Raw genomic sequence first — 23,124 nt, 5'->3', positions numbered from 1 at the left:
CAAGAAAAAAGCCCGGATCGATGATCCGGGCTTTCGCGTGTTGAATGGCCTTTAAGGCTTATTCTTCTTCGCCTTCGAATTCGGCTTCCGGGTTGAAGAAGTCTTCCGGCTTCAGGGCGTCTTCGTCAACGCCGTAGATGGCGTCGGCCGAGGTCAGGCTTTCGCCCTTTGCCTGGCGACCGGCTTCTTCGGCCGAACGGGCAACGTTGACTTCAACCGAGATCTCGACTTCCGAGTGCAGGTGCAGCGTGACCTTGTGCAGGCCGATCGACTTGATCGGCTGGTTGAGGTCGACCTGGTTGCGGCCGACGTTGAAGCCTTCGGCAGCGAGCACTTCGATGATGTCGCGGGCAGCAACCGAACCGTAGAGCTGGCCGGTTTCGCCAGCCGAGCGGACGATGATGAACGACTTGCCGTCGAGCTTCTCGGCAACAGCCTGGGCTTCCGACTTGCGCTCGAGGTTGCGGGCTTCGAGCGTCGAACGCTCAGCTTCGAAACGGGCCTTGTTGGCAGCGTTGGCGCGCAGCGCCTTGCCGAGCGGCAGGAGGTAGTTACGGGCAAAGCCGTCGCGAACCTTTACGGTTTCGCCCATCTGGCCGAGCTTGGCGATACGTTCGAGAAGAATGACTTCCATGTTGGTTTCCTTTCAGAGTTCCAGTTCGTTGGTCAGTTTTTTCCAACCGGCGTGACCGCGATGGTGCGTCGCGTATCGATCAGGCCGGACAGGAGGAAGAAGAATGCCGGGATCGTGAACACGAGCACCGACAGGTATGCAATCCACAGCACGGGAAGCCGCCAGGACTTGCCGCGTGTGCGGAAATGGAAGGAGGCGAAACCGGCAAGCAGGAAGCCCGCGCCGAAGGTTCCGCAGATCAGCGCGCCGATCGTTGCGGGTGCGCCGCCGAGGAAGGTGAGGACCAGGCCGCCGAGAAAGATGAAGATCGCGTTGCGGTGCATGCGCAGCGTCGACGGAATGTCCTCGCGCGGGCGCAACGACCGGCCGGACATCTGCACGATGCGGGTGGCGAGGTAGTAGGCGGTAAACAGCATCAGCACCCAGATCGCGCCCTGGACGAGCGGCAAAGCGAGGGTGAAAAGCGACTTGATCTGGGCGATGGCAGCCGCATCCGGGTTGTAGGCGCTGTCCTGCGCCTTCACGGCCTGAATGACGATATCGACCATGCGATCGGAGATATCGGCTCCATAACCGACGATCACGCCGACGATGATCATGCCGACGGTCACCAGACCGGCGAGATGGCTGAGGATATCGGAGAGCGGATACCAGGCAAGCGCCTCATCCGGGCCGCCGAGTTCGGACGCCGGGCGGGCGAGATTGGCGAGATGGCTCAGCCAACCGGCCGGGATCAGCGTGACAACGAGGATCAGCAGCGCGAAGTAGGGCGAAACGAGAACGGCACCGGTGGCGCCGGCCGTGACGATCGCGGTGATCGCTGCGGCATTGCCCCAGCCGAGGCCGGCAATCAGGATTGGAAGTGCCGAAGCGGCATAAAGGACGATCGCAAGAGACGACTGCGTATTCGCGCCCATCGACAAGAGGGCGGCGGTAAAGCCGGCGAGAACGCCGGTCAGCAGCGATGTCCTGTTCACATTCGTCACGTTCGCTGTCCTGCTTCGTGCAGTTAGGGGATGGCCAAAGCGCAGCCCCAGCATGGGATTTTGGCGCATCGCGCCGGTTCCGATCCGCGCCCATCGCGGAAGGGAGAGAAAGAGGCGCTCACGTTAGGGGAGCGCCTCTCCCAACAAGTCGGGTTCCGTCGAGTCAGAAGACTGACGGAGAGTCAGCCGTTCTTAGGAAACGACGTAGGGCAGCAGGCCGAGGAAGCGTGCACGCTTGATCGCCTGGGCGAGTTCGCGCTGCTTCTTCTGGGAAACGGCCGTGATGCGGGAAGGAACGATCTTGCCGCGCTCGGAAATGTAGCGCTGCAGAAGACGGATGTCCTTGTAGTCGATCCGCGGAGCGTTTGCGCCCGAGAAGGGGCAGGTCTTGCGGCGGCGGTGGAACGGGCGACGAACCGGAGCGGAAGAAACTTCAGCCATTGTCTTAATCTCCTAAAGCTTCTTGATTACGCGCGGTCTTCGCGCGGACGGCGCGGGCGGTCTTCGCGGTCGCCACGGTCCGGACGCGGACCACGGTCGCCGAAGCCACGCTCCGGACGGTCGCCATCGCGGCGCGGACGGTCGTCGCGGTCGCGCTTCTGCATCATGGCAGACGCGCCTTCCTCGTGCTTCTCGACGGCGATCGTCATGTAGCGCAGGATGTCTTCGTTGATGCGCATCTGGCGCTCGATTTCGTGAACAGCCGCTGCCGGAGCATCGATGTCCATGAGAACGTAGTGAGCCTTGCGGTTCTTCTTGATGCGGTAGGTGAGGGACTTCAGGCCCCAGTTCTCGACGCGACCGACCTTACCGCCGTTTGCTTCGAGCACGCCCTTGTACTGCTCGACGAGACCGTCGACCTGCTGCGGCGTGATGTCCTGGCGGGCCAGGAATACGTGTTCATAAAGAGCCATTGTGGCTTGCCTTTCTTGCGTTAATCAGCCCGGACCTCGGCGGCTAAGCCTCAACGACTGTTCTTAGTGGCTGCAGGCAGCCGGCAAGAAAGTGTTGTATCGAGACGGTCGAGAGCGGAGACACGGGAGGCCGGAAAGACGTGCAATCCTAACGGCTCCCCTCGAGGAAGCCGGCCCTCCGTTCAGCCACCAGCCAGAAGACCGGGCATTTCGAACAGCGCGCTTATACGCATTTTTCCGCGGAAGGCAAGGCTTGCCGCGTCTTTTCCGCTTTCTACGCCAGCCCGTTCACCTTTTTCCATTTGCGCAGGCGGCCGTGGGCGTTGGCATAGGGAGAGGAAGTATTGAACTGGATCATGCGTCCGAGCGTGAATTTTCCGTACCATGGCCGCCCGTAAAGCGTCCGCTCGTCGCGATCCCTGATGAGTACCTCGAGCGTCTCCTTGCTGCGCTTCAGTCTGGCGACAAGCTCGCCCGGCGAAAGAGCGTGGAAGTCCGCATAGAATTTCTGCGCAAGCCGTCCGAGTTCGTTCCATTGATAGCCCGTCTCGGGGAAGTCGACCAGCTCGCCGCGCTGATCGCGATCGATCCATTTGATCACCAGTTCGCCCCAGCCGATGAGGTAGGCGACGAGGTCGCCGACGCTCATCATCGTGCCCTTGGCGTGGCCTTCGAGCGACGGTTCGCGGTAGCGCTCGTCAGGAACCCGTTCCAGCTCGCGCATCAGCCTGGCGAACTGGACGTCGATCGCCGCAAGCAGTTCCGCTTTCGTCTGGGGTACCGGCATCGGCGATCTGGTCTCACGCTCAGATCGGCATCGGGTAGATCCGGTGCAGCCGCCGGATCCCGTTCACGATGTCCTGCGACAGCGTCAGGTCGATGGCGCCGAGGTTGGTCTTCAACTGCTCCATCGAGGTCGCGCCGATGATGACGGAAGCCATGAACGGCCGCGCCAGGCAGAAGGCGATGGCCATCTGCGCCGGATCGAGGCCGTGCTCGCGTGCCAGTTTGACATAGCCTTCGACGGCCGGTTCCTGGTGCGGCGTGAAGCGGCCGCCGAGATCGCCGTTGATCGAAAGTCGCGAGCCCTTCGGCTTCGCGCCATCGAGGTACTTGCCGCTTAAGAGGCCGGCGGCGAGCGGCGAATAGGCGAGCAGGCCCACGTCTTCGTGGTGCGACAGCTCCGACAGGTCGAGGTCGTAGGCGCGGTAAAGCAGGTTGTATTCGTTCTGGATCGAGGCGACGCGCGGCAGGCTATGACGCTCCGCCATGTCGATGAACTTCATCGTGCCCCAGGCCGTTTCGTTGGAGAGGCCGATGGCGCGGACCTTGCCGGCTTTCACGAGGTCGCCGAGCTTGTCGAGGATTGCCCGGAGGTCACTCGCGACATGATCCTTGTCCTGCCTGGACGGGTCATAGGACCAGGCGTTGCGGAAATGGTAGTGGCCGCGGTTCGGCCAATGAAGCTGATAAAGGTCCACATAATCGGTCTTCAGCCGCCTGAGGCTGGCGTCGATCGCCTGGTCGATGCCCTCGGGCGTCGTCGGGTTGCCGTTGCGGATATAGGGGCGGCCGGGGCCGGCGACCTTGGTCGCAACGACGACCTCATCGCGCCGGCCGCGCCTGACCAGCCATTCGCCGATGAAGCGTTCCGTGTCGCCATAGGTCTCTGGCGAAAGCGGGGTCGTGGGGTAGAGTTCGGCCGTATCGATGAAGTTGACGCCCTTGTCGAAGGCGTAATCCAGTTGCTCGTGCGCCTCGGCGATGGAGTTCTGTGAACCCCAGGTCATGGTGCCCAGGCAGATTTCCGAGACCTTGATGCCGGTGCGGCCAAGCGTGTTGTAGCGCATCTAGATAAGTATCCTTGTGAAGGGCGGCGCCGACCTGGGAGGGAAGGGGCGCTGGCACCGGGAATGGAGCGGTCGCCTCGACCCTGGTGATCGGGTAGGGCAGAGCGACATCGGGCGGCAAACTTACGCCTTGATTGTTGAAGATCAAGGGCAAAAGGCCCCGTCGGCCGTGTCCGTGCCGGCCTCCAAGCTTGACTCGTCGGTAAGGAATGTGAATGGAGAGGAAGCCGGAGATGTATGGTTTCTGCCTGCATCCCGCTCTAACTCATAAGAACCGATCACTAGGATTTCGTGTCGCGCCGACCCGAAATCCTAGTGATCTAGGGAAGGGACGATCCCATGAGCATTGCATTCACGTTTCCAGGCCAGGGCAGCCAGGCTGTCGGCATGGGCAAGGATCTGGCCGACGCTTTTCCGGAAGCGGCAGCCGTCTTTGCCGAAGTCGATGAAGCACTCGGCCAGAAGCTGTCCGAGATCATGTGGAACGGCCCCGAGGAAACGCTGACGCTGACGGCGAACGCCCAGCCGGCGCTGATGGCCGTATCGATGGCCGTCATTCGCGTGCTCGAAGCCAAGGGCCTCGACCTCAAGTCCAAGGTTTCCTTCGTCGCCGGCCATTCGCTCGGCGAATACTCGGCGCTCTGTGCTGCCGGTACCTTCTCCATTGCCGACACGGCGCGTCTCCTGCGCATCCGCGGCAACGCCATGCAGGCGGCGGTTCCCGTCGGCAAGGGCGCAATGGCGGCGATCATCGGCCTCGAACATGCGGATGTCGAAGCCGTCTGCCGCGAAGCCTCCGCGCTCGGTTCCTGCCAGATCGCCAACGACAATGGTGGCGGCCAGCTGGTGATCTCCGGCGAGAAGGCTGCCGTCGAGAAGGCCGCAGCACTCGCTTCCGAAAAGGGCGCCAAGCGCGCTCTGATGCTGCCGGTCTCTGCCCCCTTCCATTCCGCGCTGATGGCGCCGGCTGCCGACGCGATGCGCGAGGCGCTGGCCAAGGTCGAGAAGCGTAATCCGGTGGTGCCTGTCATCGCCAACGTGCTCGCCGCCCCGGTCAGCGATGCCGACGAGATCGCCCGGCTGCTGGTCGAGCAGGTCACCGGCCAGGTCCGCTGGCGCGAGACGGTCGAATGGTTTGCCGCCAACAATGTCACGACGCTTTATGAACTCGGCTCCGGCAAGGTCCTGACCGGGCTTGCCCGCCGCATCGACAAGACCGTCAACGGTATCGCCGTCAATACGCCCGCCGATATCGACGCAGCACTCGCCGCCTTGCTCGCCTGAGCGAACGCCTAGGCGCTCCAGTTATAAGGAATCAAAGAGATGTTTGATCTTTCCGGCCGCAAGGCTCTCGTTACCGGTGCATCCGGTGGTATCGGCGAAGAAATCGCCCGCATGCTGCACGCCCAGGGAGCGACCGTCGGTCTGCACGGCACCCGCGTCGAAAAGCTGGAAGCGCTTGCCAACGAACTTGGCGATCGCGTGCAGCTCTTCCCGGCAAACCTTTCCGACCGCGCCGAAGTCAAGGCGCTCGGCGAGAAGGCCGAAGCCGAGCTTGGCGGCGTCGACATCCTCGTCAACAATGCCGGCATCACCAAGGACGGTCTCTTCGTGCGCATGAGCGACGAGGACTGGGATGCCGTTCTCGAAGTGAACCTGACGGCCGTGTTCCGCCTGACGCGCGAACTCACCCATCCGATGATGCGTCGCCGTTTCGGCCGCATCGTCAACATCACCTCCATCGTCGGCGTCACCGGCAACCCCGGCCAGGCGAACTACTGCGCCTCCAAGGCCGGCATGATCGGCTTCTCCAAGTCACTGGCCCAGGAAATCGCGACGCGCAACGTCACGGTCAACTGCGTGGCTCCGGGCTTCATCGAAAGCGCGATGACCGGCAAGCTCAACGACAAGCAGAAGGACGCGATCATGGGCGCGATCCCGATGAAGCGGATGGGCACCGGCGCTGAAATCGCTTCGGCGGTCGTTTACCTCGCTTCCAACGAAGCGGGCTACGTCACCGGCCAGACGATTCACGTCAATGGCGGCATGGCCATGATCTGATCCGCTTTCCGGGATGGGCCGCCCGCCGAGATTGTGCGGTGGGCGATCTTCAACGTCCCGGGACGCCGCCTGCCAAATGCCTGAAATTCAATGTTGAGCAAGCGAATGACAGGCATTTTCGGACTTTGCGACAGCGTTAAACCGTGTTAATCGGGCCATGACTGTTAGCAGTCGACCGGTCCCGCCAGGTGCCCGGCAGCCTTGGCTGCCTTGGGTTTGCCGCAGTTCCGGTTGGATGGATTGCCGGGTGGGCCGTCTTGGTCTATCAGGCTTACAGAAGAGTACCGGTGCCGGAATAGGCGCCTACAGAAACGAAGGTCGAGGAACTCCGACATGAGCGATATCGCAGAACGCGTAAAGAAAATTGTTATTGATCATCTTGGCGTCGACGCCGAAAAGGTCAGCGAAGGCGCAAGCTTCATCGACGACCTCGGCGCGGACTCGCTCGACACCGTCGAACTGGTCATGGCTTTCGAAGAAGAATTCGGCGTTGAAATCCCGGACGACGCTGCTGACTCGATCCTGACTGTCGGCGACGCCGTCAAGTTCATCGAAAAGGCTCAGGCCTAATACCTTAAAGCGGCTTCGGCCGTGGACGGGCCGCCTAAAGCGGCCCGTTTCAGCCCAGGGAAGTGGGCTATCCCGCGCTGAGCGGGGATTTCGATCAGCAAGCGTTTCCCGCATATCCCTCTGATCGTGAATAAGAACCTTAAAATGGATGCCCGGATCGGGTTCGTTACACGTGGTCCGATCCGGCTCTGAAATGGAAAAGTCAGGGTGGGTCGCGGACTATGAGACGTGTCGTTATCACCGGTACCGGCATGGTATCTCCCTTGGGTTGCGGAACTGAGGCGACGTGGGCGCGCCTGCTTGCCGGGCACAATGCCGCGCGCAAGGTGACCGAATTCGAGGTCGAGGACCTTCCTGCCAAGATTGCCTGCCGCATTCCCTTCGGCGACGGCACCGATGCTACCTTCAATGCCGACGACTGGATGGAGCCGAAGGAGCAGCGCAAGGTCGATCCGTTCATCGTCTACGCGATGGCTGCGGCCGACATGGCGCTGGCCGATGCCGGCTGGAAGCCGGAGAACGATGAAGACCAGATCGCGACCGGCGTGCTGATCGGTTCGGGCATCGGCGGTCTCGAAGGCATCGTCGAAGGCGGCTACACGCTGCGCGACAAGGGTCCCCGCCGCATCTCGCCGTTCTTCATTCCCGGCCGGCTCATCAATCTTGCCTCGGGCCAGGTGTCGATCCGCCACAAGCTGCGCGGTCCGAACCACTCTGTCGTCACCGCCTGTTCGACCGGCGCGCATGCGATCGGCGACGCGAGCCGCCTGATCGCGCTCGGCGATGCCGACGTCATGGTGGCCGGTGGTGCGGAATCGCCGATCTGCCGGATCTCGCTCGCCGGCTTTGCCGCCTGCAAGGCGCTATCGACCCAGCACAATGACGATCCGCAGAAGGCCTCGCGCCCCTACGATATCGACCGTGACGGTTTCGTCATGGGCGAGGGCGCCGGCGTCGTCATCCTCGAAGAGCTCGAGCATGCCAAGGCCCGTGGCGCCAAGATCTATGCGGAAGTCGTCGGCTACGGCCTTTCGGGCGATGCGTTTCACATCACCGCTCCGTCGGAAGATGGCGACGGTGCCTATCGCTGCATGCAGATGGCGCTGAAGCGAGCCGGCCTGACGGCTGCCGATATCGACTACATCAACGCCCACGGCACCTCCACCATGGCCGACACGATCGAGCTTGGCGCCGTCGAGCGCCTGGTCGGCGAACACGCGTCGAAGATCTCGATGTCCTCGACCAAGTCGGCCATCGGCCACCTGCTCGGCGCTGCCGGCGCGGTGGAAGCGATCTTCTCGGCGCTGGCGATCCGCGACAACATTGCGCCGCCGACGCTGAACCTCGACAATCCGTCGATCGAGACGAAGATCGACCTCGTGCCGCATGTCGCGCGCAAGCGCGAAATCAACGTGGCGCTCTCGAATTCCTTCGGCTTCGGCGGCACCAACGCCTCGTTGGTCCTGCGCCGCTACACCGGCGCCTGATCGCGCGCCCGGAGCGTCGCTTGAGCCAATTGTCGCGCCGACCGTCAAAGGCGGCGCGATGATCCAGCTTTTGCCGTATTGCTCGCTACAAGCATGTGGTGGGAGGAGGCGTCGTCACGGAAGACGGCGCTCGCCGACCGCGATGTTCGCGCAAGGCATATCTGTCAGATTGCCCTTCAGTCATTGCCTGGAATTGCGGTTTGCCGGGTTTTTGCCGCGGGCCGTGGTTCCGGATTAAAGTGTCGGTCGTCCGCCGCGTTCTCTTGAACGGACGGTGATTCGACACATTTCTGTGGTTCTTCGGTGAGATTGCACCGACTGCGGATTTTTGAGTAACTGCGGACGTCGGCCTTCTGGGCGGCACCGTTTTATAAATTTGACCTATGCCTGCCACGGTCCAGTCCGAAATTCGCACCGGAAGCAGGAAGAGAATGAGGCCGCGAATTTCGGGTTCGGGATAATCGTGAGCGACTCAAACGATAACGGCGCGGCGCAATTTGGCCGCAGTGAAAACGCGAGCAACGGACCGATCATTCCGAAATCGGCAAACGAGGCCCTGCGTCCGGAAAAAGTGCCGCAACCGCCGAAACGATCGCGCAAGGCCCGCAGCCAGGTCGTGATCTTCCTGAACTTTGTCATGACCGTCATTGTCTTTGCAGCGCTCGCCGCTGCCGGCACGGTCTATTATGCGATGCACCAGTACGAAAAGCCGGGTCCGCTGCAGGCGAACCAGAACTTCATCGTCCGGGGCGGCGCCGGCATGAGCGAGATCGCCAGCGGGCTCGAGCGCGGCAACATCATCACCGATGCGCGCGTTTTCCGTTTCGTTTCCGAAGCCTACCTCGACAATGAGACGCTGAAGGCCGGCGAATATGAGATCAAGGCCGGCTCGTCGATGCAGGAGGTCATGCAGCTCCTGAAGTCGGGCAAGTCGATCCTCTACTCCGTCTCCCTGCCGGAAGGCCTGACCGTCAAGCAGATGTTCCACAGGCTGGCCGACGATCCGGTGCTCGTCGGCGACCTGCCGACGGAGCTGCCGCCGGAAGGCACCCTGATGCCGGACACCTACAAGTTCACGCGCGGCACCAAGCGCGGCGAGATCGTCCAGCAGATGGCCGCAGCCCAGAAGGTGCTGGTCGGCCAGATCTGGGAAAAGCGCGATCCCAACCTGCCGGTGTCGACGGTTGAGGAGCTCGTGACGCTTGCCTCGATCGTGGAGAAGGAAACCGGTCGCGCCGACGAGCGTCCGCGCGTCGCCTCCGTCTTCATCAACCGGCTCGACAAGGGCATGCGGCTGCAATCCGACCCGACGATCATCTATGGCATCTTCGGCGGTGACGGTAAGCCGGCCGACCGGCCGATCCTGAAGTCGGACATCGACAAGCAGACGCCTTACAACACCTATATCATCAAGGGGCTGCCGCCGACGCCGATCGCCAATCCTGGTCGTGCAGCGCTGGAAGCGGTCGCCAATCCGTCGCGCACGCCTGAGCTTTACTTCGTTGCCGATGGCACGGGCGGCCACGTCTTTGCCGAGACGCTCGACGAGCACAATGCGAATGTCCGCCGCTGGCGCAAGGTCGAGGCAGAGCGGGCGGCAGAAGCGGCGAAGGCTGCGGCTGACGCGGGCACCGCCGAGCCGGCAGCCACGCAGCCGCAATAACGCCGGCTGCTGGCGGCGCATAGCCGCGCAGCGGTGCTTGCATTGTGGACGGACGAATCACGGCGCGGATATCCCTTGCGGGATGCCGCGCCGTCGCCTTATTGCTTCTGCTGAAACCGCAACGGAGGTGATGATGCCGCTCCAATCGATGACCGGCTTTGCCCGGAGAGAAGGCAGCAGCGGCCGCCGTCGTTGGGCCTGGGAGCTGCGCTCCGTCAACGGCAAGGGCCTGGACCTCAGGCTGCGCCTGCCGCAGGGGCTCGAGCGCTTCGAGCCCGAGGTGCGCAAGCTCGCAGCGGAGTATTTTTCCCGCGGCAATCTTCAGGTCGGCCTCTCCGTCAGCGGCGGCGAGGCGGCCGTCGAGGCCGTGGTCAACCAGGCAGCTTTGACGGCGGTGCTGAACCTGCGCGGCCAACTCGGTGATCTCGTCGATCCCGCGCCACTCCGGTTCGACACGCTTCTCACTATCCGCGGCATCGTCGACTTCCGCGAGCCGGAAGAAAGCGAAGAAGAGCGTGCGGCGCTCGATGCCGGTATCCTGGCAGGTCTGGCGGGTGCGCTCGCCGATTTGCGCGCGATGCGAGAAGATGAGGGCGCGGCACTCTGTCAGATCCTGCTGGGACAGGTCGAGACGATCGAGCGGCTGACGGCGACGGTTGAGTCCGACCCGTCACGTAGCGCCGCTGCGATTGCCGATCGGCTGGCGCAGCAGGTAGCTCTGGTGATGGACAACGGCTCGTCGCTCGACCGGGACCGGCTCCATGCCGAAGTCGCTTTGCTCGCCACCAAGGCGGATCTTCGCGAGGAGATCGACCGGCTTGGTTCCCACATCGTTGCCGCCCGGGAGCTTCTGTCGAAGGGCGGTCCCGTCGGGCGCAAGCTCGATTTCCTCGCACAGGAATTTAACCGAGAATCGAATACGATCTGTTCCAAGTCCAACGCGGCCGCTGTGTCTGCCGCCGGCATCGAGCTGAAGGTCGTCATCGACCAGTTCCGCGAACAGGTCCAGAATCTGGAGTAAGGTATGAACCCGGCGACCCCTTCGCCCATCAAGATCGCCCGTCGTGGGCTGATGCTCGTCATTTCCTCGCCGTCGGGCGCAGGCAAGTCGACCATAGCGCGCAATCTCCTGGAAGCCGATCCGGAGATGAGCATTTCGGTCAGCGTGACGACACGTCAGCGGCGCCCAAGCGAGATCGATGGACGGCACTATCACTTCAAGTCGATCCGCGAGTTCGAGGCGCTGAGGTCCACCGACTCGCTGCTCGAATGGGCGGAAGTGCACGGCAATTTCTACGGTACACCGCGCGACGCGGTCGAGGCGGCCATGGCCGCGGGCCGCGACATGCTGTTCGATATCGACTGGCAGGGCGCGCAGCAGCTCCAGGAGAAGATGGCGGGCGACGTCGTCTCGATCTTCATCCTGCCGCCGTCAATGGCTGAACTGCAGTCGCGCCTGCATCGTCGCGCCGAAGACAGCGAAGAGGTGATCGCCACGCGCCTTGCCAATTCGCGCGCCGAGATCGAGCACTGGCGGGAGTATGATTACATCGTGCTCAACGACGACCTCGACCGCGCCTTTGCGTCCGTGCGTGCGATCGTCGAGGCCGAACGCCTGCGCCGCGACCGGCGCCCCGGCCTGTTCGATTTCGTCAACGGGCTGCTGACCGAAAACCCGTTCTAAGGCTTCAAAAGAAATGGCTCCGTGAGGAGCCATTTTTGACTCACGTTATTTGTAGCGCGCGCCTTGCGATCCATATGCCCGCTCAGAGGCAGTTGGCCAGGCGACAGAACTCTTCCACTGAAAGTGTTTCGGCGCGTCGCTGCGGGTCGATATCGGCCTTGGCAAGCAGCGCCTCGCCACCGAGTGGCTTCACGCTCTGCCGCAGCATCTTGCGGCGCTGGCCGAAGGCTGCATGCGTCACTTTCTCGAGCGCCGAGACCGAGCAGGGGATCGGGTTTTCCACCGGCTCCAGATGGACCACGGACGACGTCACCTTCGGTGGTGGCGTAAAGGCCTGCGGCGGCACGTCGAATGCCATCCGCGCCTTTGTGCGCCAACCACAGAGCACGCCGAGGCGGCCATAGTGGTCGTCATCCGCGTCGGCGACGATCCTCAGGCCCACTTCGCGCTGGAACATCAGCGTCAGCGACTGCCAGAAGGGCGGCCAGCGCTCGGGCAGCAGCCAGTTAACGAGCAACTGAGTGCCGACATTGTAGGGCAGGTTGGCGATGATCTTGACCGGCCCATCGTCGGCAAGCGTCTCGAACGACGTCTTCAAAGCATCGCCTTCGATGACCTGTAGCCGATCGGGATAATGCGCGCCGATTTCGGCAAGTGCCGGCAGGCAGCGCGCGTCCCGCTCAATCGCAATGACCTTCTTGGCACCGAGCGCGAGGATGGCGCGGGTGAGGCCTCCCGGTCCGGGGCCGACCTCGATGACCGTTACCCCTTCGAGCGAACCGGCGGTCCGCGCGATCTTCTGCGTCAGGTTGAGATCGAGCAGAAAGTTCTGGCCGAGCGCCTTCTTGGCATCGAGGCCGTGACGCTGGATGACGTCGCGTAGCGGAGGAAGACCGTCAAGGGCGGCCATCAGCGGGTATCTCCTGGCATATTGGCCGCAAGCGATGCGGCAAGGTCGAGCGCGGCCCGAAGGCTGTCGTCGCGGGCGACGCCCTTGCCGGCAAGGCTGAAGGCCGTGCCGTGGTCGGGCGACGTGCGGATGAAGGGAAGACCGAGCGTGACGTTGACGCTATCGTCGAAGCCGAGCGCCTTGGCCGGGATCAGCGCCTGGTCGTGATACATGCAGATGGCCACGTCGTAGGTGGCGCGTGCGCGATCATGGAACATCGTATCTGCCGGCAGCGGGCCGACGGCATCGATGCCCTCGGCACGCAGCCTGTCGATGACGGGCCGGATGACGGCGTCGTCCTCGAGACCGAGCGCACCGTTTTCGCCCGCATGCGGGTTCAGCCCGGCGATCGCGAGCCGTGGCTGTCGAAGTCCGAAACGATTGCGAAGGTCGGCCGCAGTAATCGCGCAGGTGCGGTAGATGAGGTCCGGCGTCAGTTGCTCCGGCACGTCCTTCAAGGGGATATGGATGGTGACGGGAACGGCGCGCAGCTTCGGTCCGGCCAGCATCATCACCGGCAGCACCGGCTGTCCCGTCGCCTTTTCGGCAAGATCGGCGAGATATTCGGTATGGCCCGGGAAGCGGAAGCCGGCGTCATAGAGAACCGCCTTGGCGATCGGGTTCGTGACCACGGCCGAGGCCTGTCCGGCGGTCACCAGTCGCACGGCCGTGTCGATCGCCCCGATCACGGCGCTGGCATTGACGGTGTCCGGCTCGCCCTCCTTGACCGGGGCAGGGCAGGCAAGCGGCAGCACCGGCAGCGCCGTGTCGAAGAGGGAGAGGGCGCCGGCGCAATCCGTCTCGCGGATGGACACCGTGTAGCCGAGCATCGAGGCGCGCGCGGCAAGGACCGCGGGATCGCCGATGAAAAGGAAGGGGGCCGTCGCATGGTCGCGGCGGCCGAGCCAGGTCGAGAGGCTGATGTCCGGCCCGATACCGGCCGGGTCGCCCATGGTCAGGGCGAGGGGCCCGCCGGTAGTTTCGCGCATGTTTCCGTCGTGATTACTTGTTGACGATTTGCGCCTTCTTGCGCAGCTCCTCGAGGTACTTCTCGCTGTTCGGGTCTTCGCCACCGGCCTTCTTCTTGCCGATATCCTCGGCGCGGAAGACGATTTCGGCGGCGGTGTCGTCGTTGACCTCACGCTTCTTGCAGATCGCCAGGTACTCCACGCCCTTTTCTGTCACGCGGGTTCCGGTGGTGCCGTTCTCGCCGGCCTTCTCGATCAGCGGCTTCCATTCGTCAGGCAGCTGCTGGGCAAGCATGCGGCCGAGGCTGCGGATCGACACGTCGCGATAGTTGGCGGCAAACACCTTCGAGGTTTCGCAGCCCGGGAACTGAGCGCGCGAGGCGTTGGCTTCCGCCTGCCGCTTCGCGGTGATCGCGCCGCGCTTCTTCTCGGGAATGACGAAGATCACCTGCTGCAGGAAATACTCGGTGGTCACCGGTTTCTGTCCGCCGCCTTCCATCATGCGCTTGACGAGGTCGGCGCCCTGGAGGCGGTTAGAGCTGCCGTAACGGAAGTTGACCGCACGCGGCCAGCTCATCTGCACGGCGATGAATTGCTTGAAATGTTCGGAGCCGACGCCGGCCTGATCGAGAATCTTGCCGAGCTGCTCGGTCGAAAGCTTGTTGCCCGAGGCGAAGCGCGCATAGGCGGCATCGACTTCCTGCGTGCTGACGGACTGGCCGATGCGTGCGATCTCGGCACGCTTGAGAACTTCGTCGACGAGTTGCTTCTTGGCTTCGTCGTTGCCGCCCTTCTGGCGCTGCAGGCGAAGGAAGGCCACGCGCTTGGCGATGTCGCCGGAGGTAATCACCGTGTTGTTGACCGTTACCTTGACCGTGCTCGCTGCTGCCTGAGCTCCGGAGCATATTGCAACGCTCAAGGTGCCGGCCAAAGCCAGTACCGACAGTGTCCTCAAGATCGACATTTTCCCGCCCATTCTCTTTTCCTATATCCCGGACTATCACCGTCGACAGGCTTTGTCCGCCTGCCGGCCTTGCGCCGTTGCCTTATCTTGTCGGAGGGAATGCATAATACATGCGGCCAAACGATGACAAGACCGTTTGACGGTGCCGATATCGACGAATGGGCGAACTTTTGGCTCGCCCACTCGCTTGACGATATCAATAATAGTCGAGCTCTTCGAACTTGGTGTCGCCGACGTTCACGTCGCCGAGTGTACGGAAGCTGATTCTCGCGCCGATCGACCAGTCGTTCGCGACATTGGCATCGGTATCGCGTTCCTGCTTGTAGACGATCGAGAACAGCGTGTCCTGATCGTCATAGGTTATGCCGAAACCGTTGCGTGAGATGACATCCTTGTTGATGTCATAGGTGATCGCGCCGAACACCGACCAATAGTCGTGGAACCGGTAGGCGGCGGCGGTCTGGATTTCGTCCTGGTTGGACAGAGATCCGTAGAGCGGCTGCGCTTCGATGCGCGTATAGGTCATCGCGGCCTGCCAGGTCGTGCCGAGATAGCCGACGGTGGTATCGGCGCGGCGCAGCGACAGGTCCTTTTCGTCGAGGCGGCCGGAAACGCTCGCCATCAGGCCGGACGGTGCGTCGATGCCGAACATGGCAACGTAGTCAGAGCTCTTGGTCTCAAGACCGGAATTCGCCCCGGCCTTGACCAGGTCGTCCGTCGCAAACGAGTTCAGGCCACCCAGATGGAAGGATTGGCCGACGATGCCACGCAGGCCGTAGCCGCTATCGAAGGTCCCCGTGTAGCGGAAGCCGACATTGGCGCGGGTGCCGCCCTCGATCCGGTCGAAACCGGAGAACTTGTCGCGGTCAAAGAGGTTCGTTGCGTCGAACACGAAGCTCTGCGCGTCTTCGTTCGGCAGGCCGCCGGCGTACTGCTCGTTCGGGCGCGCGTAGAGCTGTGCGATCGGCTCGACGACGTGACTGCTGTCCTCGCCGACGAACAGGATCGGGTAGCGGGCTTCGAGGCCTGCGGTCAACATGCGCCGCGTTGCCGCATCGCTCGTGTTGAAGTCGCCGGTGTAGGCCGGACCCGGATTGTCCATGTTCAGCCCGATGGCATCGCCGCGCGCTGCCATCAGCGGCGTGAGGACCAGGCCGCCCGGGGCGATGAAGGTGCGCTTCCACTCGAGTTCGCCGGTCAGGCGGTGCGAGGTGCCTTCTAGGCCGCGGAAGCGGACCACGCCCGGTTGGGTAAACGCGTCGAGCCGGTTGCGCTTCACGTTCGTGAAGTTGAACGTCGCGGAAAGCTCGCCGCCCAGCACGGGATCAGGCGCCTTGTAGGAATAGTCGAGGACCTGCGCCGCCGGCTGCTGGTTTTCCTCGATGCTGTTGGCGTCGGCGTCCTGAATGTCGAAGTAGAAGGCGCGCAGATCGAAGTAGTTCCGCTTGCCGAGCCCCGTCAGGTAGGCCTGGTTGGTATAGGTGGTGCCGTCGAACGTCGACAGCTCGTAGGTCTTGGCGAAGTTGGCGTCGGACTGGACGAGTACGTTCCAGCCGAAGGTCCAGCGCGGATTGATCTCGAACTCAGCCTTCGACGCGATCATGCCGCGATTGGTATGCATCGCGTCGACGGTGCCGGGCGTGAACTTGCCCTTATCGAGCTGGCTGATGCCGGCGAAGTTCAGCGTATGGAAGCCGTTGTGGAACCGCTGGCGGAATTCTCCCTCCAGCAGGAAGCCCTGTCGCGTCAGGCCGGTAAGCGTGGCCGTCGCGTCCATATAGGGCGAGATCGCCCAGTAGTAGGGGACGCCGACGCCAACTCCGAGTTTCTGGGCCGAGCGGAACGTCGGAAACAGGAAGCCGCTCTTGCGCTTGACCGTATGGTCCGGCAGCTCCATGACCGGAATATAGGCGATCGGCTTGCCGAACAGCTCAAAGCGCGCGTTCTCCAGACGGATGGTCCGCGTGCGGCCGTTCTGGATGACGCGCTGGGCCTTGATGTGCCACAGCGAGCGATGTTCCGGCTTGGTCGAGCACGGCGTGCAAGCCGTATAGACGGCCTCGTTCAGGATGAATTCTTCGCCGTTCCGGCGCTCGCCGCTCGTGGCAGCAAGCCGCGTCAGATCGGTGGTTTCGATGCGCATCTGCTCGAGGAAACCGTCCCCGAAATCGTCGGTGACATCCATCTTGTCGGCATAGACGACATTGCCGCCGGGCTCGATGAACTGGATTTCCCCGGATGCATAGATGCGGCCATTCTTCTGGTCGTACTCGACCTGACGGGCCACCATCTTGTAGCCGCCGTAATCGATCTGCACGTTGCCGCGCACGATCACTTTTTCGGCGTCCTTGTTGTAGACGAGCTCATTGGCGGACAGAAGCAGCTTGGCGTCTTCCGGCATGTTCGGGCGCAACGAATCGAGGCGGTCCGAAGCCTGCTGCGCCATTGCAGGCGCACTCATTCCCATGGCAAGTGTCTGCAGCGCCACGCCTGCAAGCAGGGCAGCGTTGATCAGCCTTATACGTTTGCGGTTCACTACCGCCACTAGCCATCCTCCTGATTTAAAAGAATCGTCGAGCCCAGCGCCATCGCTACAACAACTGGCAACCAGGCTGCAACGAAAGGAGGCACAATGCCGCTGCTCCCGAATGCTTTGACAAGCACGGTGACGACATAAAGCACGAAGCCTGAAAGGATGCCACCGAGAATTACGGAGCGCGATTGGTTAAACCGGCTAAATTTCAGCGACACGCAAGCGGCGATCAGCGTCATGGCGACGAGCAGCAGCGGCAACGACAACATTGAGTGGAATTGAGTTTCCATGCCGTTGGTCGAAAAACCGAAGGAGCGGGCCACTTCGATCTTGCGCGGCAGGTCGAAAAACTGAATGGAATCAGCCTTTGCAAGACGTTCCTGAACAAACTCCGGCTTAAGATTGGTGGCCAGCTGTGCTGTTTTCAAACGTTGCGGAAGCTGCCCATTGCGCGTTTCCGTGACGTCGTTAAGAAGCCAGTAACCATCTTCGAGTTTCGCCGACGCCGCATCCTGTCTCAGAATGATCGTGCCCTGTGGATCAAAGTGGATGACGGTGACGTTGAGAAGCGTGGTGCCGTTGTCCTGAACCGAGCGCGCGCCGATGATCGTGTCCGTGCCGTTATAGATCTGCCGCAGCCACGGGATCGAGCCAGCATCGGCGTTCCGCGTGGAGCCCCATTCGGCCAAAAGCGCCTCGCCGCGCTTCGTTCCCCAGGCAGCAAGCGGGTTGAGCGCCACGACCGCCAGCACGCCGAAGAGGAAGGAGCCGAGGATGAAGGGCCGCAGGAACTGCCAGACGGAGATGCCGGCTGCGCGGGTCACGACCAGCTCGTAGCGGCGGTTGAGCGAAATCAGCGCCGCCATGGCCGAAAACAGCGCGACGAAGGGTATCGTCTGCTGCAGGATCAGCGGGATCCGGAGCGCGGTCATCAACAGGGCGCCGGAGATGCTGTAGCGCGGCAGGTTTGCCAGCCGGCTTGCCTGCTCGCTGAAGTCGATGATGAAGACCAGCGAGAAGATCCCGACGAGGAACCAGAACGTCGTGATCACGTAGCGCATGAAGAAGTAGCGGCCGAGCGTGCCCATCATGACGGCTGCCCTTTCTCGGCGTCAGGCCGCATCAGGCGCAGGCGAACCAGGAGTTCCTGCAGCTTTTCCTGCCCGGTCATCGGAATGTCCAGTCGCCTGTTGCTGACGAGCTGGTGAATGCAGAGGGCGCCCGCCATCAGCGGCACGGCATACATCAACGGCACGAACCACACGGAGTCCTCGGCGCTGTTGCCGGCATAGAACGTCATCCAGCGGATGAGCAGGGCCGTGCCGAGCGCGCTGACCATCGGATGAAGCCGAGCTTCGCGGTGGGAGCGTGCGTCACTGCTGAAGACCAGCGCAATCAGGCCGAAGAGAAGGGGGAAGGTCCATTCCGTGAAGCGACGGTTGAGCTCGGCGGTAAAGGCGAGCGGATTGTTCTTGTAGACGTGATCTTCCGGGTCCGGATTGATCAGGCCGGGAAGGTCGCGGTCCTTCGCTCGAATGGTCGCCTCGCGCGTCGTCTTGGTCATGTCGGCGAGATCGAAGGCATAGGAGTCGAACTTGATGATCGACACGCTGCCGTCGGGGAGCTTGCGCTGCACTTCCCCGTCTTTCATCACCAGCGCCGAGCTCTTGTCGTCGATGGCGCCTTCGCGGGCATAGTAGACGAGCTCGAAGCTCGGATTGCGCGAATCGGCGACGAAGATGCCCTGCAGCACGCCGCCGCCCCGCCGCGCGCCAACCTGGACATAAAGATTGTCTGCGACCTTGCGGAAGGTGTTCTCCTGCACGACGGACGACAGCAGATCGGCGTTGGCGGTTGCCAGCATCTTGCGCAAGGCCATACGCGAATAGGGCTCGACGAAATTGTCGACCACGAAGGAAAGCACGCTGAGGCCCAATGCCAGGTAGACCACCGGCCGGATGATCGCCATGCGCGAGCTGCCGGCGGCGTTGAGCACCGTCAGCTCCGAATCGGTGTTCATCGTCGTCAGCGTTTGTGTGACGCCGATCACCAGCGCAAACGGCAGGATGATCGTGATGACGGAAGGCAGGATGAGGGTCGCCACTTTGGCGAAGGCGAGCACGGATTGGCCGTTGTCGGTGACGAGGTTGACGTTGGTCAGCGCCTGAGTCGTCCAGGTGATGCCAAGCAACGGCAGGAGCGTCGCGAGGAACATGATCACGGCACGCCGGAATATGTAGCGTTCGATCAGCTTCATGCCCGTGTCCGGTCCAAAATCCTGCTCATGTTTCTGTTCCGGCGGCGGTTATCGAACCGGATTTCGCCCATGTCCGTAAACCGAAGCCCGGTTCTTTGCCAGCCACCCGTGCTGCTCGAATTGTGCAGCAACAGGGATAATTTAAGGCGAAGAACCTCGGTTAACCGCATGTAAACATCTGCGGGCATCTTGCCAAGCGGTTGAAAAGCGAGAAGGGTGCCGGCAACAGCTTTGACGGTGGCGAATGATGCGAATATTTGCCACTGTAACCGCCCGGTAACAGGCCGGCTTGCCATAAGCCTTGCCGTGTCGTCCGGTTGCGTTGTGCGGCCTAGATCCCCTTGGGCTGGCGCTCGATCTCCCGGAAAGATCCATTCGATCCAAAGGGTTGCGTCCAGACAGGAAATACCCGGAGTTTTCAATGTCGATGAAGTTTGAGTTCACCTTTGCCAAGTCCCATAAGCCGAGCGGTGGCGTCGCCGTTCTGCTGAAGAGCGCGGGCGCGTCGGCGGCTGCCGGCGCCGATGTCGCCGACCCCGAGAACGTCATCGCAAGGGCGGCGAAGATCAAGAAGTTTACCGGCAAGGCATTCTCCTCCCTCGACATCGTCGCGCCGCACGGCTCGCCCGCCGATCGAATCGTCGTGCTCGGTCTTGGAGACGCGGATGCGCTGACGGACCATGACTGGCTGAAGGCCGGTGGAGCCGTCGCTGCGAAGCTTGGTTCGGTCGACAAGGTGACGGTCTTCATCGACGCGCCCGACGCCAACGTGACCGGAAAGGCGGCAGCGGACTTCGCACTCGGCATGGAGATGAATGCCTACGCCTTCGACAGCTACAAGACCAAGAAGGCCGACGACGACGCGAAGCCATCCGGCAAGCCGACCAAGGTGACGATCGTCACCGGCACGGTCATCGCGGCGAAAAAGGCGTTCACGGCGGCGCAGGCCGTTGCCGAAGGCGTGTTTCTCGCCCGCGATCTGGTGAACGAACCGGCCAACGTGCTGGGCCCGGTCGAGTTTGCCGCCAAGGCGAAGGAGCTGGAAAAGCTCGGCGTCGAGGTAGAGATCCTCACCGAAAAGGAAATGAAGAAGCTCGGCATGGGCGCGCTGCTCGGCGTCGCGCAAGGGTCGAGCCGCCCACCGCGCCTCGTCATCATGCAGTGGAAGGGCGGCAAGTCCAAGGACCGTCCGCTTGCCTTCGTCGGCAAGGGCGTCGTCTTCGACAGCGGCGGCATCTCGATCAAGCCGGCTGCCGGCATGGAGGAAATGAAGGGCGACATGGGTGGTGCGGCCGCCGTCACCGGCCTCATGCACGTGCTCGCCGCCCGCGAAGCCAAGGTCAACGCCATCGGAATCATCGGCCTTGTGGAAAACATGCCCGACGGCAGTGCGCAGCGCCCGGGTGATATCGTGACCTCCATGTCCGGCCAGACGATCGAGGTGATCAACACCGACGCCGAAGGCCGTCTCGTGCTGTGTGATGCGCTCTGGTACTGCAACGATCGCTTCAAGCCGCAGGCGATCATCGATCTCGCGACCCTGACCGGCGCGATCATGGTTGCACTTGCAACGCATCATGCCGGCCTGTTCTCCAACGACGACCGTCTGGCGGGGCAGCTTCTTGCCGCCGGCATCGCGACGCACGAGCCCCTGTGGCGCATGCCGCTCGGCCGGGAATACGACAAGATGATCGACAGCAAGTTCGCCGACATGAAGAACACCGGCGGCCGCCACGGTGGCGCGGTTACCGCGGCGCAGTTCCTCAAGCGCTTCGTCAAGGATACCCCCTGGGCGCATCTCGACATCGCTGGCACCGCGATGGGTGCGCCGACCGACGAGGTCAACCAGTCCTGGGGTTCGGGCTTCGGCGTGCGGCTGCTCGATGAGCTGGTGCGGGCGAGCTACGAGGCCTGATCGGCAATGCCGGACGTGATGAAAGGCGGGAGGCAATCGGCATGACCGAGATCCTGTTCTACCACCTGACGGAATCGAAGCTGGAAGACGCGCTGCCGCCGCTGCTCGACAAGAGTGTCGAGCGCGGCTGGCGCGTGGTCGTACAGACGGTCGATGCAGACCGCCGCGATGCGCTCGATACGCATCTCTGGGTCTATCGCGACGAGAGTTTCCTGCCGCATGGCACTGACGCCGGCGACTTTGCTGCGGACCAACCGGTGTTGCTCGTCGCCGACGATGGCAATGCCAATGCGGCGACGGTGCGTTTCGTCATCGATGGCGCGAGCCCACCTGACGTTTCGGCCTATGAGCGCATCGTCTTCATGTTCGACGGCTACGACCAGGAACAGCTCGAAGGCGCGCGCGGCCATTGGAAGCGGCTGAAGGGCGAGGGGCACACCTTGACCTACTGGCAGCAGAACCGCGACGGCCGTTGGGAAAAGAAGGCCTGAGTTTACAAGCGTTACGACAAAAAAAGCCCGCGGCCGAGACCGCGGGCTCTTTGTTTCCGGCATGTCCGGAAGATCAGTCGTGGAAGGCCTCGACGAACTTGCGCTTGCCGAGCATGAAGGCATCTGCGACGTGGCGCAACGGCGCCAGATCGACGTCCGACTTCCCGGCTTTGACGATTTCGGCGAAGCGCCGGTAGAGCATCGGATATTCCTGCTCGGGCTCCTCGTGCACGAGCTTGCCGTCGATGGAGAGCTTGGCGCCGCCTTCCGACAGCACCATCTCGCCCGCCGCCGTGCGGGCAACGATGTCCCAGCTCTGCTTGCCGGTCTGGCGCCAGTCGAATTCCGCCGCGACCGGCAATTTTTGGCCGTCGGTGAAGGTGATGTTGGCGGCGATCGGCGCGTCACGATTTTCGGGGAATTCGAGCACGGCCGACGTTACGAACAGCGGGCGTGGCAGGATGTGGGTGACGATCGACAACGCGTTGATGCCCGGATCGAAGATCCCGAGGCCCCCGGCCGCCCAGATCCATTCCTGGTTCGGGTGCCAGTGGCGCACGTCTTCCTTCCAGATGACCTGGACATCCTTGATCGTCGTCGTTGCCAGGAAGGACTTTGCAGCTTCCACGGCCGGCGCGTAGCGGGAGTGCCAGCTTGCAAACAGCGACAGCCCCTTCGATGCTGCCAGCGCCTCGAGGTCCGCGACCTCGCTGAGCGTCGCGCCCGGCGGCTTTTCCAGAAACACGTGCTTACCGGCGTCGAGCGCGACGCGAGCTGCCTCGTAGCGATACTGCGGCGGCATGCAGAGCGACACGGCTTCAATCGCAGGAACCGCGTCGAGCATCGCCTCGATCGATTTGAAATTGTCGATGCCGTCGACCGTCCCATGTCGGCTCGCGGCGGCAATCAGCTGATAGTCGCTGTTCTTGGCGATCGCCGGAAGGTGCTGGTCGCGAACGATCTTGCCGATGCCGACAAGCGCAATTTTGATGGGGGCCATGGTGTTCCGCTCGATTTGTATGACTTATTGTCGGCTCTTGTAGCAGATTGCACACCGGGAGCAAGCCGCCGCTCCGCCCACGGCTATGACATCGATGTCGATGGAATCGACAGATTGTCATTCCCTCTCAACGTCGCCGCACTAACTCTACCGATGGACGTGCGATGCCGTGCCGTCAACTGGACTGACATGGGTGGT

Annotated in this window: 22 protein-coding genes; 9 read left to right on the top strand and 13 right to left on the bottom strand. The window is 62.6% G+C overall.

Translation table 11 applies throughout. From position 1 onward, the window contains the following. Positions 1 to 58 precede the first annotated feature (58 nt). The 6 genes from rplI to ASD63_RS20990 form a co-directional block, all read right to left on the bottom strand. On the bottom strand, positions 59 to 634 hold the full coding sequence (rplI, locus tag ASD63_RS21015) for a 50S ribosomal protein L9 (protein WP_034803982.1): 576 nt from the start codon (positions 632 to 634) through the stop codon (positions 59 to 61). 32 nt (positions 635 to 666) lie between these two features. Next, positions 667 to 1,620, bottom strand: coding sequence for a membrane protein (locus tag ASD63_RS21010; RefSeq protein ID WP_034803975.1), 954 nt, complete (start codon positions 1,618 to 1,620; stop codon positions 667 to 669). Positions 1,621 to 1,812: 192 nt separating this feature from the next. Next, on the bottom strand, positions 1,813 to 2,061 hold the full coding sequence (rpsR, locus tag ASD63_RS21005) for a 30S ribosomal protein S18 (RefSeq protein ID WP_025426448.1): 249 nt from the start codon (positions 2,059 to 2,061) through the stop codon (positions 1,813 to 1,815). A gap of 26 nt (positions 2,062 to 2,087) precedes the next feature. Further along, positions 2,088 to 2,534 carry a 30S ribosomal protein S6 gene (gene rpsF / locus ASD63_RS21000; protein WP_034803973.1) on the bottom strand — a complete coding sequence of 149 codons (447 nt, stop codon included), beginning with the start codon at positions 2,532 to 2,534 and terminating at the stop codon, positions 2,088 to 2,090. Positions 2,535 to 2,808: 274 nt separating this feature from the next. Next, positions 2,809 to 3,321 carry a ClbS/DfsB family four-helix bundle protein gene (locus tag ASD63_RS20995; protein WP_034803970.1) on the bottom strand — a complete coding sequence of 171 codons (513 nt, stop codon included), beginning with the start codon at positions 3,319 to 3,321 and terminating at the stop codon, positions 2,809 to 2,811. A 19-nt stretch (positions 3,322 to 3,340) separates the two neighbouring features. Next, positions 3,341 to 4,384, bottom strand: coding sequence for an aldo/keto reductase (locus tag ASD63_RS20990; RefSeq protein WP_034803965.1), 1,044 nt, complete (start codon positions 4,382 to 4,384; stop codon positions 3,341 to 3,343). Between the two features lie 339 nt (positions 4,385 to 4,723). On the opposite strand from ASD63_RS20990, the gene fabD reads away from it, so the two are divergent. From fabD to gmk, 7 genes are all read left to right on the top strand, one after another. After that, on the top strand, positions 4,724 to 5,668 hold the full coding sequence (fabD, locus tag ASD63_RS20985; RefSeq protein WP_034803962.1) for an ACP S-malonyltransferase: 945 nt from the start codon (positions 4,724 to 4,726) through the stop codon (positions 5,666 to 5,668). 39 nt (positions 5,669 to 5,707) lie between these two features. Further along, complete coding sequence (fabG, locus tag ASD63_RS20980) at positions 5,708 to 6,445, top strand: 3-oxoacyl-[acyl-carrier-protein] reductase (RefSeq protein ID WP_034803959.1); 738 nt, start codon at positions 5,708 to 5,710, stop codon at positions 6,443 to 6,445. Positions 6,446 to 6,778: 333 nt separating this feature from the next. After that, on the top strand, positions 6,779 to 7,015 hold the full coding sequence (locus ASD63_RS20975; protein ID WP_003531676.1) for an acyl carrier protein: 237 nt from the start codon (positions 6,779 to 6,781) through the stop codon (positions 7,013 to 7,015). Positions 7,016 to 7,236: 221 nt separating this feature from the next. Further along, entirely contained in the window at positions 7,237 to 8,502 is a 1,266-nt protein-coding gene (fabF, locus tag ASD63_RS20970; RefSeq protein WP_034803942.1) for a beta-ketoacyl-ACP synthase II, read from the top strand. 463 nt (positions 8,503 to 8,965) lie between these two features. After that, positions 8,966 to 10,165: an endolytic transglycosylase MltG gene (mltG, locus tag ASD63_RS20965; RefSeq protein WP_034803938.1), complete on the top strand. Its 1,200-nt coding sequence runs from the start codon at positions 8,966 to 8,968 to the stop codon at positions 10,163 to 10,165. A gap of 133 nt (positions 10,166 to 10,298) precedes the next feature. Further along, a complete protein-coding gene (locus tag ASD63_RS20960) occupies positions 10,299 to 11,186 on the top strand; it encodes a YicC/YloC family endoribonuclease (RefSeq protein ID WP_034804285.1) in 888 nt (295 codons plus the stop codon). 3 nt (positions 11,187 to 11,189) lie between these two features. Then, positions 11,190 to 11,849, top strand: a complete 660-nt coding sequence (gene gmk / locus ASD63_RS20955) for a guanylate kinase (protein WP_034803935.1) — start codon at positions 11,190 to 11,192, stop codon at positions 11,847 to 11,849. Positions 11,850 to 11,931: 82 nt separating this feature from the next. Here gmk and rsmA read toward each other — a convergent pair whose 3' ends face one another. The 6 genes from rsmA to lptF form a co-directional block, all read right to left on the bottom strand. Next, positions 11,932 to 12,759 carry a 16S rRNA (adenine(1518)-N(6)/adenine(1519)-N(6))-dimethyltransferase RsmA gene (rsmA, locus tag ASD63_RS20950; protein WP_060529819.1) on the bottom strand — a complete coding sequence of 276 codons (828 nt, stop codon included), beginning with the start codon at positions 12,757 to 12,759 and terminating at the stop codon, positions 11,932 to 11,934. Then, positions 12,759 to 13,787, bottom strand: a complete 1,029-nt coding sequence (gene pdxA / locus ASD63_RS20945; RefSeq protein WP_034803929.1) for a 4-hydroxythreonine-4-phosphate dehydrogenase PdxA — start codon at positions 13,785 to 13,787, stop codon at positions 12,759 to 12,761. The genes rsmA and pdxA overlap by 1 nt, the downstream gene beginning before the upstream one ends. Positions 13,788 to 13,800: 13 nt before the next feature. Beyond that, positions 13,801 to 14,742, bottom strand: a complete 942-nt coding sequence (locus ASD63_RS20940) for a peptidylprolyl isomerase (protein WP_034803927.1) — start codon at positions 14,740 to 14,742, stop codon at positions 13,801 to 13,803. Positions 14,743 to 14,926: 184 nt separating this feature from the next. Continuing rightward, the gene (locus tag ASD63_RS20935; protein ID WP_034803926.1) at positions 14,927 to 17,275 is read right to left on the bottom strand and encodes an LPS-assembly protein LptD; all 2,349 of its coding nucleotides are present in this window, start codon (positions 17,273 to 17,275) and stop codon (positions 14,927 to 14,929) included. After that, positions 17,275 to 18,354 carry an LPS export ABC transporter permease LptG gene (lptG, locus tag ASD63_RS20930; RefSeq protein WP_034803924.1) on the bottom strand — a complete coding sequence of 360 codons (1,080 nt, stop codon included), beginning with the start codon at positions 18,352 to 18,354 and terminating at the stop codon, positions 17,275 to 17,277. Before lptG ends, ASD63_RS20935 begins: the two co-directional genes overlap by 1 nt. Beyond that, a complete protein-coding gene (lptF, locus tag ASD63_RS20925) occupies positions 18,351 to 19,520 on the bottom strand; it encodes an LPS export ABC transporter permease LptF (protein WP_034803922.1) in 1,170 nt (389 codons plus the stop codon). Before lptF ends, lptG begins: the two co-directional genes overlap by 4 nt. Before the next feature lie 421 nt (positions 19,521 to 19,941). On the opposite strand from lptF, the gene ASD63_RS20915 reads away from it, so the two are divergent. Then, on the top strand, positions 19,942 to 21,435 hold the full coding sequence (locus ASD63_RS20915; protein ID WP_034803917.1) for a leucyl aminopeptidase: 1,494 nt from the start codon (positions 19,942 to 19,944) through the stop codon (positions 21,433 to 21,435). A gap of 41 nt (positions 21,436 to 21,476) precedes the next feature. Then, complete coding sequence (locus ASD63_RS20910) at positions 21,477 to 21,926, top strand: DNA polymerase III subunit chi (protein ID WP_034803915.1); 450 nt, start codon at positions 21,477 to 21,479, stop codon at positions 21,924 to 21,926. 73 nt (positions 21,927 to 21,999) lie between these two features. On the opposite strand, the gene ASD63_RS20905 is transcribed toward ASD63_RS20910, so the two are convergent. Continuing rightward, positions 22,000 to 22,926 carry a Gfo/Idh/MocA family oxidoreductase gene (locus ASD63_RS20905; RefSeq protein WP_034803912.1) on the bottom strand — a complete coding sequence of 309 codons (927 nt, stop codon included), beginning with the start codon at positions 22,924 to 22,926 and terminating at the stop codon, positions 22,000 to 22,002. Positions 22,927 to 23,124 lie beyond the last annotated feature (198 nt).

Origin of the sequence: Ensifer sp. Root558 (genome assembly GCF_001427045.1) — a bacterium.
In the GTDB taxonomy this organism is placed as follows: domain Bacteria; phylum Pseudomonadota; class Alphaproteobacteria; order Rhizobiales; family Rhizobiaceae; genus Ensifer; species Ensifer adhaerens.
Note: the sequence above shows the minus strand (reverse complement) of the source record. Positions and strands in the feature narration are given on the sequence as shown.

What these genes read in the sequence shown, in the direction of transcription:
- rpsF (WP_034803973.1), bottom strand. Translation starts at nt 2,534, where the DNA reads ATGGCTCTTTATGAACACGTATTCCTGGCCCGCCAGGACATCACGCCG.
- ASD63_RS20910 (WP_034803915.1), top strand. Translation starts at nt 21,477, where the DNA reads ATGACCGAGATCCTGTTCTACCACCTGACGGAATCGAAGCTGGAAGAC.
- rplI (WP_034803982.1), bottom strand. Translation starts at nt 634, where the DNA reads ATGGAAGTCATTCTTCTCGAACGTATCGCCAAGCTCGGCCAGATGGGC.
- fabF (WP_034803942.1), top strand. Translation starts at nt 7,237, where the DNA reads ATGAGACGTGTCGTTATCACCGGTACCGGCATGGTATCTCCCTTGGGT.
- rsmA (WP_060529819.1), bottom strand. Translation starts at nt 12,759, where the DNA reads ATGGCCGCCCTTGACGGTCTTCCTCCGCTACGCGACGTCATCCAGCGT.
- ASD63_RS20990 (WP_034803965.1), bottom strand. Translation starts at nt 4,384, where the DNA reads ATGCGCTACAACACGCTTGGCCGCACCGGCATCAAGGTCTCGGAAATC.
- ASD63_RS20960 (WP_034804285.1), top strand. Translation starts at nt 10,299, where the DNA reads ATGCCGCTCCAATCGATGACCGGCTTTGCCCGGAGAGAAGGCAGCAGC.
- ASD63_RS20905 (WP_034803912.1), bottom strand. Translation starts at nt 22,926, where the DNA reads ATGGCCCCCATCAAAATTGCGCTTGTCGGCATCGGCAAGATCGTTCGC.
- ASD63_RS20975 (WP_003531676.1), top strand. Translation starts at nt 6,779, where the DNA reads ATGAGCGATATCGCAGAACGCGTAAAGAAAATTGTTATTGATCATCTT.
- rpsR (WP_025426448.1), bottom strand. Translation starts at nt 2,061, where the DNA reads ATGGCTGAAGTTTCTTCCGCTCCGGTTCGTCGCCCGTTCCACCGCCGC.
- fabG (WP_034803959.1), top strand. Translation starts at nt 5,708, where the DNA reads ATGTTTGATCTTTCCGGCCGCAAGGCTCTCGTTACCGGTGCATCCGGT.
- pdxA (WP_034803929.1), bottom strand. Translation starts at nt 13,787, where the DNA reads ATGCGCGAAACTACCGGCGGGCCCCTCGCCCTGACCATGGGCGACCCG.
- gmk (WP_034803935.1), top strand. Translation starts at nt 11,190, where the DNA reads ATGAACCCGGCGACCCCTTCGCCCATCAAGATCGCCCGTCGTGGGCTG.
- lptF (WP_034803922.1), bottom strand. Translation starts at nt 19,520, where the DNA reads ATGAAGCTGATCGAACGCTACATATTCCGGCGTGCCGTGATCATGTTC.
- ASD63_RS20995 (WP_034803970.1), bottom strand. Translation starts at nt 3,321, where the DNA reads ATGCCGGTACCCCAGACGAAAGCGGAACTGCTTGCGGCGATCGACGTC.
- ASD63_RS20940 (WP_034803927.1), bottom strand. Translation starts at nt 14,742, where the DNA reads ATGGGCGGGAAAATGTCGATCTTGAGGACACTGTCGGTACTGGCTTTG.
- lptG (WP_034803924.1), bottom strand. Translation starts at nt 18,354, where the DNA reads ATGATGGGCACGCTCGGCCGCTACTTCTTCATGCGCTACGTGATCACG.
- fabD (WP_034803962.1), top strand. Translation starts at nt 4,724, where the DNA reads ATGAGCATTGCATTCACGTTTCCAGGCCAGGGCAGCCAGGCTGTCGGC.
- ASD63_RS20915 (WP_034803917.1), top strand. Translation starts at nt 19,942, where the DNA reads ATGTCGATGAAGTTTGAGTTCACCTTTGCCAAGTCCCATAAGCCGAGC.